This is a genomic window from Paracholeplasma vituli (assembly GCF_025446935.1).
GTDB lineage: Bacteria > Bacillota_I > Bacilli_A > Acholeplasmatales > UBA5453 > Paracholeplasma > Paracholeplasma vituli.
Genome location: NZ_JAOEGN010000007.1, coordinates 89,855 through 105,437, shown reverse-complemented (window position 1 = coordinate 105,437; position 15,583 = coordinate 89,855). Strand labels below are relative to the sequence as shown.

Sequence of the window (15,583 nt, the reverse complement as noted above, 5' to 3'; positions counted from 1 at the left end):
CAGCAGCTTGGTTAAAAGACTACCGGGGAACGATTGTCTGTGATGATTACGCTGGGTACACAAAACTGAAAAAAGATAATCCAAACATTAATCTTCAAAGGTGCTTCGCGCATGTCCGCAGAAGATTTATGGATATTATTAAAAGTGTACCTGAATCTGATATGAAGGACTCTTACGCTGCGAAAATCATTGAAGTTATTGGTAAATTATTTCATCTTGAAGCAGAATATAAAAGACAGAAACTGACACCAAGAGAGATTCTTAAAGCACGAAACAAAACTCATCCAGTGATCCATAAAGAGCTTGAGGTTTTGGTTTTTAATGCGCATTTTAAACCGAATTCAGCGATTGAAGGGGCGATTAACTATACTAAGAAAGTATGGTCAGAACTATTCACTTATATGGATTCTGGTTACATAGAGATATCAAATAACATCGCTGAACGGGCAGTTAAACCTTTCGTATTAAATCGAAAAGTCTTTATGACCTCTGGGTCTTATGCAGGTGCTAGATATACTACAGAGATATTTTCGATTATTAGGACTGCTCGTATCAATGATATCAATGTGAGTGCGTACTTAGAATATGTACTAGATAACATTCAATTTTCTCCGATTGAAACGCTATTACCTTATCATCCAGACATCTTAAAAAGATTCAAAAACACTTAATAATCCGCCATTTTCCGCCGTGTTGGGAACTCGACTCTCAATATAAAACAAGCGCTACATCCAGTAAACTTGGACTGTAGCGCTTTTAATATACCTTTATGGTGTAGATATTTGACCTATACAGTAAACTTCTACATGAAAAAAAGGTCTAATACTAGTGCGAATTCGTAATTCGCGTCGTATCAGACCAATGCTTGTCTAATGGCGGAGAAATGGGGATTTGAACCCCAGCGCCGTGTTACCGACCTACGAGCTTTCCAAGCCCGCCCCTTCAACCACTTGGGTATTTCTCCATAAAGCCATTTTATTATAACGTAAAATGGCTAGATAATCAACACTTAAATTATACTTTTTTACAACTTCAAATCGCCTGTTTGAATGAGGTTATATTTTCTAAATATAAGATCTGTAATGTATACCAAAATGATCGGTAAAGCGATTTGTAACACCAATATCGCAATGAAAGCTTGTGTAGAGTTATTCATTGCTTCTAAGGTTGCGAATTGACCAACTAAACCGGAAGTACCCATACCTGATCCACTTGGTAAGGTTTCTGTTTTGAAAACTAAAGTTGAAAGCGGTCCTAAAATCGCAGAAACAATGATGGTTGGTAACCAAATAATTGGTTTTTTCAAAATGTTCTTAAATTGCAACATCGAGGTACCGATTGCAATCGAAATGACTGATCCGATGTTGTTATCTTTTCTAGACATCACAGCGAAGCCAAGCATTTGAACAGAACAGCCTACGACTGCAGCGCCACCCGCGATACCCCCTAACGAAATCGCAATAGCGATTGCTGCTGAGGATATAGGTGCAGTTAATGCAATCCCCATCAATACAGCGATTACAATGCCCATCAAGAATGGTTGTAATTCAGTTGCAGAATCGATGAATCGCCCTATTGCAAGCATGCTTTCTTGAATGGGCTGTCCAACCAAAGCGGTTACTACGTATGCGACAATAGAGCCTAAGAGTGGTACCAATAAAATATCGATTGGTGTCTTTTTACTCAAAATGAACTTAAATGCTAAATATACGGATATCGTTGCGATGTAAGCGACCATTGGGTCATTATATAATTTAGTAGCGACCCCACCAGCTACCCCAGCAACTACTAATTTAATGCCGTCCAGTTTTAAGGCTATTGCAACCCCAAAACCAATACCAATCCCCATGAATGGTTTTAAAAGATTGGATAGTTCTAATAAACCATCACTTGCGAAATCAAATCCTGGAATTTCTGCGAACAATTTTGAGAATTGTCCAAGAATTACCCCTACAATCAGAGTTGAGAATAGACCAATTGCCATACCATTAAAACTGGTTATAAAAAAATTGAGTACTTTCTTTCTTCTACTTTCCATGTTTAAACTTGCCCCCTAGACTGTAATTCGGATATATTGTATCAAATATTTAAGCATGTGTCTTGAAAAACGTTTGGACGTGTTCAATAAAAATACGTGGTTGATCTAAAAACACCACATGCTTACTCTTATTAAATCCTTCTAGGATTGCATTAGGGACTTTCTGTTCAAACTGTAATGAAGCGTCTTTAATGACTTCTTCTTCAAATTCGCCACAAACAACATAAATTGGATAGGCTTTCATAGGTTGACCAAAATTCATAAAACGGTCGATGCCTTTAAAGGTTTGAATACCTTTTTTCTTGAATAGTTTTTGTGATACTTCAAACTTATGAATCCCTGAATCTGATATGGCCGCTTCTTTTGCAAAATGACTTAAGTAGCCTTTAAAATTAAACAAAAAGCGTAGGGCTAAACCAAAGCGTGTCCATCTGTGTTCGCGGTTGATTTTATTGAAAGAATCATGATAAATAGAATAGCTTCCGATGGATACTAAAGATTGTAATTGGTTAGGGTATAGATGACCAAAAGCCTGAGCTGAAAGAGACCCTAAATCGATACCAATAAAATACGCAGATGGAATATCTTGGTAATCAAAAATACTTTTAATGATTTCAGGCATATCTTTAATACTCACTGATTTAGAAACACCACTACGGCCATGACCTGGTAGGTCTATCAACAACAATTGGTAGTCTTTCTTAAACGTAACTGTGACTGTTTCAAAAATGGTAAGATCGGATGTGTACCCATGTAAAAATACCAAGGTTGGCTTGGTTTTATTTTCGTGCATTTCATAATATATCGAACAATCTTTAAAACGGATTGTAAAGTCTTTCATTTGGACACCTTCTTCTTTATTTAGTATACCATGATAAAACAAATGTTTACATAGTAAATAGTGACACATTATCCTATTTTTGAATAAATAAAGCCCATGTATTCAGATCGGGTTCTCTTTCAATTTGATTGAGAATTTCATGATAATGTTGAATGGTTTTATTAACAACATTTTCGTAATTTTCAGGTTGTGCTTGACGAATTTTAGCTGTCAGTTCATAGATTGGTAAACCCATTGCATGTTTTTTCGTATGAATGACTGATAAACCTTGGCCATACGCATGGTATAAGGCTTCTAAAGCGAGATTATTTGTTTCTTTCGCATCTCTGTGTAGTCTTAAAATGAGTGGTTTCACATCCTGCATCTTTAATAATCCAGCAGCCCATGCTTTAGAATTATCAAAAGGTTCTTGTAAGTCGATACGACTGGTCTGATCTATAAGTTCATCTAAGATCGATAAAATGGCTTTAAAGGCAAAACGGATCGTATCTTTGTGAGATAATGTTTCAAAACGAATAGTTAGTGAAATCAATGGAGAATCTGCTTGTTCTACTAAAATCTTTCGATTCCTATGGATTCTTTCGACTATAATATCTGTATAAGACATATGATCTCCCCCTTCATTATCATACCACGAGGTAACCTATGACTATCCTGAGTTTCATCAATCAAAGTGATTTAGATTCATATTTTCTGAACAATATCAATTCGGAAGGATTTTGGATTCAATTTTCTAAACTGAACGAACCCAAACTAACCTACGAGGAAGCTGTTACGACCGCCATTAAATATGGTTTTATTGATGGCCAAATGAAGCGTCTCAATGAGAATTACTATATTCGCTATTTCACGAAAAGACGTCCAAAGAGTATTTGGTCGACCAAAAACAAAAAAACCGCTAACTATTTGATTGAAACCAATCAAATGACTGCGGCAGGTTTGAAAATGGTTGAGATTGCAAAATCGAATGGATGTTGGGAAAAAGCAGATTTACCTCCAGATGATTTTTCACTAGAAGAGTTTACAATCATGCTTAAACTGTATCCGCTTGCTATAGAGAACTTTTTGAAAATGTCACCATCAGTTCAAAAGACTTATGCTTTATCTTATTACGTACTAAAAACTGAAACATCCAGAAATAAAAGACTCGAGTTGATTATCAAAAGATTAGAAAAAAATCTTAAACCAATGGACCCGATGACACTCTAACGAGTTTTTCACCTTCATAATATAGGTGCATTTCAAATAAATTTTTTTCATGTAGTTTCTCTAAAAAATGGATATCACCTTCCCACATGGGGAGGTTTTTAATTACATCTTTAGGTACCCATATCAGAGTGCCTTCACTACTGGATTGTAGGGTCCCAATGAATGATGTAGCCGTATAGAGATACATTTCTTCTATATAGTCTTGAGAATGAAAAAATATTTTTGCATTAAAAGTTAAATCCAACAATGTTAATCCTGTTTCTTCAAAAGCCTCTCTTAAAGCAGCTTCTTTCGGGGATTCTCCAGCTTCAATTTTTCCACCAACACCCATGTATTTGTTAAAACTCATATCTGGTTTTTGTTTGTGGATCAGTAAATACTTATGATCTTGTTCAATATAGACTAAAACAGTTTTTTTATTATTCATTTGTTTACCCTAATTAATTGGACTGCTCTGTCCTTGTAGCATATGCATTTTTTAGTATCGATAATTCTAGTGCAACATCCTCGCATTTCATCACCCCATAAATCACACGCTTGCCCTCAATCGATCGGATGATGACTTTTCCAAAGTCAAACTTAAAGCCTTTGAGTCTAAATCTTCTGGCTGATGCACCTACGAAGTATTTTAATTCAATTTGATGTTGTTTTAAAAAGTAATTGATATAAATATGATCGTTATCGTACTGAATAAGGTGCTTTGGTTTAAAGATTTCAAGCATCAATGCGAGAATAATCGTAATCAATAATAATCCACCCATATACAGTGTAAAATGAATGCCATACTCAAATCCTGCATCTAACGCAATCGTTATAAAAATGAACACAAGGGGTAAAAGTAATGCTGAAAGTAGGATATTGAAGATCAATTCACTTGAAGATTTAATACCAATTGTTTTCATAAAACACCTCATCTCAATGTTTTGTTATCAATATTATAGTCTACTTACCAAAATATAGCCATGAAAATAAAACGCCTGCATTAGGCGTTTTGATTTTCTGATTGCTTTTGATAGTCAAAGTAAATTCTATTCATTCGATTCTCTACTTCTTCAACATTCGCTACACCAGGCATTTTGAATATTCTTTCTTCAGTATAAATCATAATTTTTCCGAATGGATAACTAAATCCTTTAGCCGTATCTCGTCTAGCGTGAATTCGTTCAATATCTTTAATCGAAATTTTGATTGTTTTACGTCGATAGTTTAGATAAAATCGGCCATTTTCATACTCAATCAGGTTTTTCTTACGAGTTGTACTTGATATCATCATCCCTATAGATAGTAGCCAAAATAGAAAAACACCTGCTAAAGGTAAGAGCACTTCTTCTGATTCCTTTGTCACATCTACGTAAGGTAATACAAAGACTAACGCCATAGTCATTAGAATAAAGAATATTATCGAAATCAATAGATCTCCATACGACTTTTTACCGATTGTGATCATTTAAAGCACCTCCATGACCCTACAAAACAACTATATATTAACACAAATATTTCAAAAAAAATACTTTCTTAAATGTTATTTTATTACATAAGCTCCAACATGAGTCAACTCAATAGAAACGATATCACGTACATTTAATGCCCTCGAAAGATCTATTTCTTTAAGTTTGACAGAACTGAGATCAAATACCTTCTTATTATAGGTTAGTTTATATTCTTTAGGGTTTTCATATCTGATTGTATCGATTGTTTCATACTTACAAGATAGCATTTCGTGTAGGACACAACATTGTATGAAAAAAATCTGAAAATTCAATCAATAGACCACTATCAAATGGGATTATTAAGTTGTAGTACTGTGATACTTCGATTTTCTAGTTTCATAGAACAAATTTACCTGCAAAACGACCATGAACGTTTATTTTAGGTAAGTAAAAAAGACTCACATTGGAGTCTTTAAAGTCAACTTTGGTGCCCGAGGCCGGAGTAGTTATATATAGAAAATCATTACTAATTAATACTTTTTCTATAAAAACTTATATGTTTTTGGCTTTTTACACTATAAGATTTTTACTTTTTTTTGTGAAATGTGTAATCATTAGGATCCTAAATGACATACTTTTTAACAATTCTTTTAAAATGAAAATACTGTTGTCTATAAAGCTTTACGCGTCTAGTTATTTCACTTAGTTTATCCTCAGTGGCATTTGATGATAAATCCTCAATAATCTCTATCAAACTGAATTGTAGAGAAATACAAGCCTCTAGTAAATCTTGTTGTTTTTTGTTTAAGTGTACTGTAATTCTACTGGCATGACGAGTTTTATTGTAGTAATCTAATAATTGAGTATATTCTTTGTTAATCTGCTCATAATCCAATGTTTTATGGATTCCATTAAAATGAAGATAAAACAGTTCCAAAATACGCTCTGATTCTTCATCAACTTGAACTAAATAGAAAATTAAATCTTTCAAAAAGGTGCTTTTATCCTTTAAAGAATCTTTGTTAATTAAAAATCTGAATTCTATCATTTTACCAAATACCGGTACTAAAAGTGTAACAGTCAATGTGATTAAAGCAAAAATCGCACTTGAATTATTATTAATAAAATCGCTCATAAATGACTCACCTCGTATATATGATATCAGTTATGAATCAATCATTTAATATCTTTTTAAAAGAATCCATTATTACATTCTCAACTGTAGTCTTTGAAATGTGTGTGTATATATTTCTAGTTGTTTCAATTGATTCATGTCCCAAGGTTTCTCGAGCAATTACATCCGGTACTTTTAGTAGATACAGTAGTGTCGTATACGAATGCCTAAACCCATGTGGTGTAACATAATGTAAACCAGCTCTCTTCGAATAATTTAATAACTTTCTTCGTAACGTAGTTTCTGATAACGGTTCAGAATCTCCAAAAATGAACCACTCCATGGAGTAACCAGCTTTATTCTCACATAATGCTTATAGTGTTTTAAACTCTCAGATGCATTATTTGGTAAAGGAACACTTCTCACAGATTTTTTTGTCTTTGGGGTAGTTATTATTGGTTCACCTGTATGCTTTTTAATCCTGGTATTAATTGATTTTCTTACATTTAATCCGCTACCATCGAAATCTTTCCAGTTTAATGCTCTGATCTCCCCAAGTCTCATTCCACTATAGTACATTATAGTGAATAATGTTCTATAAAGACGTCGTCGGTTGCATCGATTAGTTTCTGTGCTTGTTCAAGAGTATATATCTTTTTCTCATTATCCTTATACTCATCTGATCGAAATAATGGTTCTTCTTCAATAAGCTGTAAATCCATTTTATATCGTCTTCTAACAAGAACAGCAATTTGCTTGAGAGTGTTAAGAATTTGGTTCTTATACGAAATGGATAACTTCTTAGTTGTCATTTCCTTAATCCATCTATCGAATAACTGTTTTGATATTTGTCGGATTTTTATCCCGGTGAAAAAACTTAGTATATGCTTATTGAGTGTTGGTAGTTCATTATAATACGCAGTAATTTTTATTTTCTTTTTGCGGATTTCCAAATACTCATTATAAACATCATCGAAAGTTGAGTTAATCGAATATTGCTCAGTTTTAGGTTCAAATGATTTTGCATACTCATGTGCTGCTTCCGATGCTTCCTTTTTTGTATTAAATCCTGATCTATAAACATCAATGTTCTTTCCTTGCACATAATCATATACACGAATCCTAAAATACCAAAAACTCTTCTTCTTACCAATCATCAAAATCACTCCTTACACTCAAATTTTATTATGAATGTGTAATAAAATGTGTAATACCATGCATGGATGCCACAAAAAAAACGGCCGTTAAGCCGTTTTAGTCTTTTGTGGTGCCCTTGTACTAAAATGAACTATAAGTTTTCTACTTCAATCCCATCCGTAAAATCTCTAAAACTCAATAAATATGTATCTTTCTTATCTTTATCGTTTAAGTATTCTATTTTTAATGACCTTATGGATGAAACTAGTGAAAAGTAGTCTTCGTCATCAAAATGAATTTTAAAAGTGAAATATTTTTCAAATATTTGTCTGGGGCTGAGTACAAGATTTGTAAAATCTTTATAATAACTTCTTCCTGAAAACTCATCAATCGTTTTTGATCTTAAAACTATGTCTATAGTCGTATTATCAAATTTCTCTAATAAAAGTTTAATTGAACCCATTGTTGCATACTTATCAGATTGATTATATATCGCTATTCTGAAGGTATAGTATGCCCAATCGTTTAGAAAAGATATTGGATTTGTTTGTAACTCAATACGCTCACATTTTAGGTCTCTTATTATTGCTTTTCCAGTCATTATTGTTAGAAAATGACCTATTAATACACCTAATATCACAAATACACCTTATTGTATCATGTCCCTATCATGTCTTTTAAAAAAATTCTTATCGAGCTTTAGCCAATAGTACTTTTTAGTATCACTCATTTAGTTTCCCTCATTTAAGTGAACTATTTGTTCACATTATTGTTAAAAAAACATTTAAATCTACACTTAATATTCTTACAATACTAGAAATTTCATCTGCTTTGAATGGTCTTTTATCCCTCATTTTAAGATTTAAAGTTTGAAACGATAATCCAAGTTTCTTACTTAACTGCATTTGACTAATATTTTCCTTGCCATTTCTACTTTAATACTTTGGATATCAATCATAATTCATTCCTCCTAATGTGAACATTACATTCACAATATACATACAAAACTAACTAGTGTCAATACATTTGTGAAGATTTAATCCACATTTTTTTAACTGTGTTGCTTAATCATTCAAAAAAGACTAGAATGAAATTATGAAAACTAGACTAAGAGAACTCAGAAAGTCAAGAAACTTATCACTCCGTGAACTTGACGCAAAAGTTAATATTAATTATAGTCAATTAGCGAGAATTGAACGTGGTGAGTCTTATTTGAATCAACAGCACATCGATGTTCTATCTCAATTTTTTGGTGTTACTTCAGACTATCTATTGGGAAAGTCCGAAAACATTCAACCTGTTAATAAGTCTGCTAAGAAAATCCCAATATATTCGCAAATCAATGTTGATGGAGGGAATATATCTGTGCATGTAGAGTTTATTCAGGGTTATTTAGGTATCTCTGATGACATTGATGAGTCTGATAGCATAGTAATCACAGCTAATGATGATTTAATGAAAAATACAGGCATAATGCGTGGGGACATTTTGCTTATAAGTAAAAATAGTAAGTTAGATAATAACTGTTTTGTAGCGGTTGCTAAGGGGAGCAATCCAGTTGTTATAAGGAAGTTTGTAATTATGGAGGACAAAAAACTATTGGTTTCTGATGTGGGAATCGAACCAATTGGTGAGTCACACTTTATCGTTGGTAAGGTGATCATGTCTTCAAGGGTCTTTAAGTAAAGGATAATGCGAATATAGTGGGAAAATATTCGCAGAGTTACGATTAAAAAAGCACCTTCAAAAGTGCTTTAACTTAAAATCAAATAAGGGGGAAGTGATTGTTTTTCTACGCTTTCCCTTTTATCTATAAATAAAAGGAGAATTTTATGTCTGAAAAAATTTTTAAAAGATTTTTGATTATCATTTTTGGTTTCGCTGTATTTTTATCAGTAATTCAAATACTATCAATACCAGAGACTTTAATCAGTACAAAATTTAACACATGGTTATATTTGTATTCACTCGATTTCGTTTCAATTATTTATAGTGGCTTTTTGATGGCATTAGTTTTGTTTCAAATTTACGATTTTAGAGAGTCTTTAAATGTACAGAGAAAACAATTGGAAATCGAAATTGGACAGATTGAATATAGCAAATCGGCGCATCTATTTGTAGAATATAAGAATAAAAATCTAATTTTGCATAATTTCGGTAACTCTACAGCAACTAATATAAATATCGAATTTTGCTTTAAATACAAAGTAAACATCGAAGATAGAACACTTACAAAGTTTTATCCATTTATTAAGATAGATAGTTTTGAAACTATTGATATAAATAGTCTATATTTTCATAACAATGAGCTTGATATCAGTTATAAAATTTTGTACTTTGATAATTCAAGAAACACTCAAAAAGAGTTATATGGTCAGATGCAATGTTTCAATACTGATTCAAGTCCGCGTTTTTAGGTTATATTTTATTCTGGAGGCTATATGATTACAGGTGATTTACTAAAGAATTATGATATTAATGCTAGTAAAGAAATAACAAAACTCAGAGACTTACTAAGTATGATTGATGAAAACTCAATTTATTTTCTAACAAGATATAGTGAGGTATTATCAAAGTATTATGCAACTGCCTTATGGGAAGTATATGAAAGAGTCATTACTTTTAACATCACAAAAGATGATAAAATGCTTAATTTAATAAGATTATTACTTGAATTCGAGTTTGTATTGGTTACGTATTACAATAGTATATTATCATTATCTATTAATTATTATAAGAATATAGTAGACAGACTAAATTATTCTATAAAATTTGATCAAGATCGAAATGAAATCATTTTTTTTAAGAAAAATCTTTACCTTGAAGATGCTATTCATGAGATAAATGATGAGAGAGTTAAATGGCGTATTTATGAGTTTAACATGCTAGGCTCAACTATTGATTCAAAAATTGATACTTTAAGGGAAATATACGTTTTATTCGAATCAAAAAAGGAGTCTAAGGCTAATAAAATAATTGGCGAAGCTATGAGATATATAAATGTAACTCGACACGCTAATCCAAATCAAGATAAAGAACTTGCTGAACAGTACAGCAGGCAAAAGGAAGATTTTATTCAAATATGTTTTATGTTATCATTACAAGCATTAATTAATCTTGATATAAATAAACTCAAAGAAGTTATTAAAAAACTATAGATTATTATTCTTAATTATCATAAAAGACCTGGAATCTTCTTCATTCGACTGATTAAAGTATCCAACCTCATCAATCTCAGGATAAATTGGATTTTCAAACTCATACTTCCATCTTTCAACCGTATCTTTTTCTTCACTATTAAAGATATCCGGATAATCAATGCAAGCTTGTTGATAACAGTGTCTACACTCATGTAGAACACATTGTAGAATTTCAACATCATTTGCTTTCTCTAGCCATTGTTTGTTGAAGTATATTCTGTAGTTTTCACGATCACAAATTGCTCTTGTTCTTTCTTGTCCAGTACCATCAACAATACAATATTCGATTAAACCATCCATTCCCAATAACCTGGATGCATATTTCATAAAGATTTCTATTTTATCCATTTTTATCACCTTATTCGATTTTATCAAATGTTTATTGATTTGAAAATATGTTTCATTGAATTCAAGAATCATTAATTCATTGACATACAAATTAATATTCTTGTATGATGTTGCATTTTTAGCTTAACTCAGTTACAATTAAGTCGTATTATGAATTATCCAATTAAACATGGGGAAAAGTAAGTTTTTTTACTTTTCCCTTATTTTTTTTAAGGTTATGCTTTTGCTTTTTGATGCCGTTTATGAAAGGGAGATGATTATGATGGCAACACGTGATGAAGCAATGAGTTTATGGAACGAACGTTATGGCGATAGAACAGAGGTACCTGACTTCGCCGGTTATCTAATGAGAAAAGGTGCCTATAACGATAGAAACAGTCAGTATGGATGGAATATTCACCATAAGCAACCTTTGACTAAAGGTGGACAAGATGACAAACTAAATATTGAGTTGACATCAATTTATGTAAATGACACAATAGCAAATAAAACTTCTTATGTAATTGATGATGTGATTTATGAAACCAAACGAATCAAGAAACCTGAATACGGTATATATAGAAAAGATAATGGGGAACGTGTAGATTATGAATACTAAATCAACTTTATCACGTGAAGATTTGAATAGAATTTTAATATTGCTACTTAAAGAATTAGATGGATCAGGTACAATTATTGAGATTTGTCGCTTGTTTTGGAAAAAGTATGGACACAATATTTCTCAGAATGAGGATATCTTTTACACATGGCAATATGACATTCGTTGGTCTGCTTCTGTTCTTCGTGAACAAGGCATTTTAAAGCTTTCTTCACGTTCCAATCATGTAGTCGATAGTGTAAAATATTCACCATTTGGTGTTTGGGAGTTATCTGATGAATATAAAAAGTAGATTGGAAGTGACATTTGTATGCTAGAAGAAACACATAAAATCAAAGTTAAAGTGCACGGGCATCTTCTAAAAGAGTTGTCCGAAAAATTGCCTTCGTACTCAATCGCACTAAATGAACTACTAAAGAATGCCTATGATGCTTGCGCTAACAAAGTTACTGTAACAATCAATTCTAAGAATTCAACAATTGTCATCAAAGATGATGGAACTGGTATGAGTTATACCACAATAGAGGGGCTATTTCATTTATCACAAAGCACAAAAGTCTATGGATCCATAAGTGAATGTGGAAGACCTACACAAGGCTCAAAAGGTTTAGGTTTTTTATCTGTATTTAAACTAGGATCCTTTGTTAAATGGATTACAGTGCACAATAATATAAAATCCAAATTCGAGTTCGACTATAGTGAAGCTGTTAAGATTGATAATTTAACAGATTACGATATCAATTATGGAAGTATCGAACAAATTGAACCTTCATATACGGAAATATTTATTCAGTCTTCACCTGAAATCATATCAAGTTTGATTAATTATTACTCTGATGATAAAATTCTTCAAAAGATTATACATTCATTTTTAGATGATAGTTTTATTGTCCAGCTGAATATTGATGAAAAATCCTATTCGTCTGAAAATAAGGTTGCATTAGAAAATATCTTACCAGAACGTTTGTTATATAGAGTTAAATATAAGACAGCAGATAAAAGAATTCATTTTTACTGTAAGGATAGATTATTGAGTTCAATTGAATATCCTAATGTATACAATGAATATCTTTTAGATATCGACCTTGCAATATATGAATTTGTCAGTGGTAATAGCAAAAAGGTACCATCATTATATCAATCACCAATAAAAAACTCTATAACACCTCTAGTATTTACTAATAACAACTTCTTCGCAAATTACAGCTTATGGAATACTGAAATATTGAGATATCAATCAAATTCGTCTGTTTTGCCGCAAATGATTGGATCAATTAACATAATTTCATCAAATCCAAAAATGGATTTTAATGCTGAAAGAACTGATTTCGTTGAAAACGTGCTTACTAAATCGATTTTGTATAATTTATCAGAATTAAACAAAATGATTCAAATAGAAGGCTCTAAAATGAAACCCTATCTTAAAGATTTAGACTATGTTGATGAAAATATACTTCTTGGAGAAGATTTTGTTCTAAGTGAAGAGTCCGCATATAAAGCTATTAAATCTGATTTTTACTTTAAAGACAATGTTTCAATCAAAATAAAAGATAATATTGTCATCTTTGACTTTTTGAACATTCTAAAAACATATACAACTGTTCAAAAAAGTATTTCATACAACAATGTTGAGATCATCCACGATATTCCGTCTATTTGGTATACAAAAAAGCCACAACTTGATATAAAAAAGAAAATCCAATCAATAAAGAATAGTTTGAACCAAAACATTATTGATTCAATTAAAATTAAAATTGATGGTAAAGACACTAACATTTTGAAATCTTATGACACTCCTTGTAATGTTGCTATCGAAATCACATATGACGATCCAAATACTGGTGATTTTATTTTTTCACAAACAATAACCATTGAAAAGGAAGATACCAAAGTAAATATTCCGATAAAGCCATTGGATTTAATCGACTATGGTGTCGTAAAAAGTTACACCATTTTAGTTAGTACAAATCTTGCATCATTAGTAACAGAAATTAATTCTCTATATAGAACAGGACCGAGAGCGTTTTATGTATTAGCTACATCAATAAGATCTGTTTTTGAATTGTGTATTTTAGAATTGATTAAAAATAACAAGCTTTCATCTATTATAAGGACATCAATCGATGACGGTAATAATGTAACTGTTAATGTTGCTGCAGTTGTTAGTTATTCTAAAAAACAAAAATCTATATTGGATAACTTTGCTAAAGCTCTTGGAGAATCACCAAGAGGTGTAAAAGCATTGCTAGATGCAAGTGAATATGAAATAATCATGGGGAAGTGTAATCTTGGAGCACATACATCAATGTTGCATTTGACTACTGAGAATTTATTATTAATGGGTAAAAAGGCTGGTTATTTTGTAGTTTTGTGCAATGAAATTATCAAAGATGCCTCGATTTCATAAGTTCCTGGACTCTTTTCTTAAAAAATAGTAAAATGGTTTTGAGGTGATACTGTGGACATATCTTATCTAGATTATAAAAAGAAAAATGATATTCATGGAACTGTCTTATATCCGGCTCCAATGATTGCTCCAATGCAATTTGATGTACTTGACAAATATATTGATAAAACACAGCCATTAAGCATTTATGACCCCTTTCACGGGTCGTCAGTATCTTTATATGAAGCAACTAAAATCAGCCCCTTGTTAGAAATATATGGTTCTGATATTAATCCCTTGGCGAACTTAATAAGCAAAGCAAAATTACTAGGTGTTGATGAAAATATTAATCAGGATGTAGATTTTGTTGTTTTAATGCTCAATTCAGAAATTAAGTATCCTATACATAGTTTTGACAAAATTGACAAATGGTACAGACAAGATATTATACACAGTCTATCAAAAATCCGATATGTTATAACATTAGTCGACAGTTTGAGAAATCGAATTTACTTGTGGACTATGTTCATTGATATTGTACGTAAATACAGTAATTCAAGATCATCCACCTACAAGTTACATTTAAAACCTCAAGAACAAATCGATAGAATGACAAATAATGCAATTGCTGCTTATTGTGAGAAAATAACATCTGACCTAAATTTCTATATCACCAAAATTGACAATCCAATTTATCTTTATAAGGCTGATTCACTAAAACTGATGAAAGAATTTGACAATGATTCCTTCGATATGATAATAACTTCTCCTCCTTATGGTGATAATAAGACAACTGTGCCCTATGGACAGTTTTCAAACTTAGCCTTAAGGTGGATATCATCAAATGATCTAGAACTTGAAAATGTTGAGCTCGACAGTTATTCATCCATTGACAGAATAAGTATGGGTGGAAAAAGTAAAGTAAGTCCCCTTAATGATAATCAAATGTTACTTATGTCTCATTATTTAGATAGCATATCAGAACGAAAAAGAAGCAAAGTTATTTCTTTTATGAAAGACTACTTCTCGTTTTTGGATGACATATCCAGGTTATCTAAAAAGTATATTTCACTAACTCTAGGAAATAGAACCGTTGATAAGATTAACATCAATCTAACAGACATTACTGTTAAATATTTAGTCGAAAAAGGTTACAGCCTAATCGAAAACGAGTATCGAGCAATACCAAATAAAAGAATACCTGCGAAGACTTCAAAAATAGATAACACATCAGTTAGCTCGATGACAAAAGAGTATCTTATAGTTTTTAGTAAATAAAAAA

General features: G+C 31.7%; 20 protein-coding genes and 1 tRNA gene. 9 read left to right on the top strand and 12 right to left on the bottom strand.

From position 1 onward, the window contains the following. Positions 1-671, top strand: a 671-nt coding sequence (locus N7603_RS05055; protein ID WP_262096278.1) for an IS66 family transposase, incomplete at its 5' end; no start/stop codon positions are given. A 202-nt stretch (positions 672-873) separates the two neighbouring features. On the opposite strand, the gene N7603_RS05050 is transcribed toward N7603_RS05055, so the two are convergent. The 4 genes from N7603_RS05050 to N7603_RS05035 all read right to left on the bottom strand — a co-directional run bounded on the left by N7603_RS05050 (position 874) and on the right by N7603_RS05035 (position 3,486). Continuing rightward, positions 874-964: transfer RNA gene (locus N7603_RS05050), tRNA-Ser, on the bottom strand. Between the two features lie 60 nt (positions 965-1,024). Next, the gene (locus N7603_RS05045; protein ID WP_262096277.1) at positions 1,025-2,038 is read right to left on the bottom strand and encodes a PTS sugar transporter subunit IIC; all 1,014 of its coding nucleotides are present in this window, start codon (positions 2,036-2,038) and stop codon (positions 1,025-1,027) included. 49 nt (positions 2,039-2,087) lie between these two features. Next, complete coding sequence (locus N7603_RS05040) at positions 2,088-2,879, bottom strand: alpha/beta fold hydrolase (protein ID WP_262096276.1); 792 nt, start codon at positions 2,877-2,879, stop codon at positions 2,088-2,090. 73 nt (positions 2,880-2,952) lie between these two features. Further along, on the bottom strand, positions 2,953-3,486 hold the full coding sequence (locus N7603_RS05035; RefSeq protein ID WP_262096275.1) for a putative immunity protein: 534 nt from the start codon (positions 3,484-3,486) through the stop codon (positions 2,953-2,955). 38 nt (positions 3,487-3,524) lie between these two features. Between N7603_RS05035 and N7603_RS05030 the strand changes: the two genes are divergently transcribed. Continuing rightward, complete coding sequence (locus N7603_RS05030; RefSeq protein WP_262096274.1) at positions 3,525-4,088, top strand: YdeI/OmpD-associated family protein; 564 nt, start codon at positions 3,525-3,527, stop codon at positions 4,086-4,088. Here the strand turns inward: N7603_RS05030 and N7603_RS05025 are convergent. The 7 genes from N7603_RS05025 to N7603_RS04995 form a co-directional block, all read right to left on the bottom strand. Beyond that, positions 4,060-4,515: an NUDIX hydrolase gene (locus tag N7603_RS05025; RefSeq protein WP_262096273.1), complete on the bottom strand. Its 456-nt coding sequence runs from the start codon at positions 4,513-4,515 to the stop codon at positions 4,060-4,062. The two genes, N7603_RS05030 and N7603_RS05025, sit on opposite strands and share 29 nt — an antisense overlap. 13 nt (positions 4,516-4,528) lie before the next feature. Continuing rightward, positions 4,529-4,990, bottom strand: coding sequence for a hypothetical protein (locus N7603_RS05020; RefSeq protein WP_262096272.1), 462 nt, complete (start codon positions 4,988-4,990; stop codon positions 4,529-4,531). Positions 4,991-5,070: 80 nt separating this feature from the next. After that, positions 5,071-5,535: a hypothetical protein gene (locus N7603_RS05015; RefSeq protein WP_262096271.1), complete on the bottom strand. Its 465-nt coding sequence runs from the start codon at positions 5,533-5,535 to the stop codon at positions 5,071-5,073. Between the two features lie 605 nt (positions 5,536-6,140). Then, positions 6,141-6,653, bottom strand: a complete 513-nt coding sequence (locus N7603_RS05010) for a hypothetical protein (RefSeq protein WP_262096269.1) — start codon at positions 6,651-6,653, stop codon at positions 6,141-6,143. A 37-nt stretch (positions 6,654-6,690) separates the two neighbouring features. After that, on the bottom strand, positions 6,691-6,975 hold the full coding sequence (locus N7603_RS05005) for a tyrosine-type recombinase/integrase (protein WP_262096267.1): 285 nt from the start codon (positions 6,973-6,975) through the stop codon (positions 6,691-6,693). A gap of 235 nt (positions 6,976-7,210) precedes the next feature. Next, positions 7,211-7,789 (bottom strand): Arm DNA-binding domain-containing protein, encoded by a 579-nt coding sequence (locus tag N7603_RS05000; protein WP_262096266.1) that lies wholly within the window; start codon positions 7,787-7,789, stop codon positions 7,211-7,213. 131 nt (positions 7,790-7,920) lie between these two features. Next, on the bottom strand, positions 7,921-8,409 hold the full coding sequence (locus N7603_RS04995; RefSeq protein WP_262096265.1) for a hypothetical protein: 489 nt from the start codon (positions 8,407-8,409) through the stop codon (positions 7,921-7,923). A gap of 455 nt (positions 8,410-8,864) precedes the next feature. On the opposite strand from N7603_RS04995, the gene N7603_RS04990 reads away from it, so the two are divergent. The 3 genes from N7603_RS04990 (at position 8,865) to N7603_RS04980 (ending at position 10,927) form a co-directional block, all read left to right on the top strand. Further along, positions 8,865-9,455 carry a helix-turn-helix domain-containing protein gene (locus N7603_RS04990; RefSeq protein WP_262096264.1) on the top strand — a complete coding sequence of 197 codons (591 nt, stop codon included), beginning with the start codon at positions 8,865-8,867 and terminating at the stop codon, positions 9,453-9,455. Positions 9,456-9,601: 146 nt separating this feature from the next. Next, positions 9,602-10,186, top strand: coding sequence for a hypothetical protein (locus N7603_RS04985; RefSeq protein WP_262096263.1), 585 nt, complete (start codon positions 9,602-9,604; stop codon positions 10,184-10,186). A gap of 24 nt (positions 10,187-10,210) precedes the next feature. After that, positions 10,211-10,927: a hypothetical protein gene (locus N7603_RS04980; protein ID WP_262096262.1), complete on the top strand. Its 717-nt coding sequence runs from the start codon at positions 10,211-10,213 to the stop codon at positions 10,925-10,927. Here the strand turns inward: N7603_RS04980 and N7603_RS04975 are convergent. Beyond that, the gene (locus tag N7603_RS04975; RefSeq protein ID WP_262096261.1) at positions 10,922-11,317 is read right to left on the bottom strand and encodes a hypothetical protein; all 396 of its coding nucleotides are present in this window, start codon (positions 11,315-11,317) and stop codon (positions 10,922-10,924) included. The genes N7603_RS04980 and N7603_RS04975 overlap by 6 nt on opposite strands. Positions 11,318-11,576: 259 nt before the next feature. On the opposite strand from N7603_RS04975, the gene N7603_RS04970 reads away from it, so the two are divergent. The 4 genes from N7603_RS04970 to N7603_RS04955 are packed head-to-tail and all read left to right on the top strand — an operon-like array spanning position 11,577 to position 15,579. Further along, positions 11,577-11,915 (top strand): hypothetical protein, encoded by a 339-nt coding sequence (locus N7603_RS04970; RefSeq protein ID WP_262096260.1) that lies wholly within the window; start codon positions 11,577-11,579, stop codon positions 11,913-11,915. Continuing rightward, positions 11,905-12,207 carry a hypothetical protein gene (locus tag N7603_RS04965; protein WP_262096259.1) on the top strand — a complete coding sequence of 101 codons (303 nt, stop codon included), beginning with the start codon at positions 11,905-11,907 and terminating at the stop codon, positions 12,205-12,207. The genes N7603_RS04970 and N7603_RS04965 overlap by 11 nt, the downstream gene beginning before the upstream one ends. A gap of 18 nt (positions 12,208-12,225) precedes the next feature. Next, positions 12,226-14,322: an ATP-binding protein gene (locus N7603_RS04960; RefSeq protein WP_262096258.1), complete on the top strand. Its 2,097-nt coding sequence runs from the start codon at positions 12,226-12,228 to the stop codon at positions 14,320-14,322. A gap of 51 nt (positions 14,323-14,373) precedes the next feature. Further along, positions 14,374-15,579 carry an Eco57I restriction-modification methylase domain-containing protein gene (locus N7603_RS04955; protein WP_262096257.1) on the top strand — a complete coding sequence of 402 codons (1,206 nt, stop codon included), beginning with the start codon at positions 14,374-14,376 and terminating at the stop codon, positions 15,577-15,579. Positions 15,580-15,583: the final 4 nt, after the last annotated feature.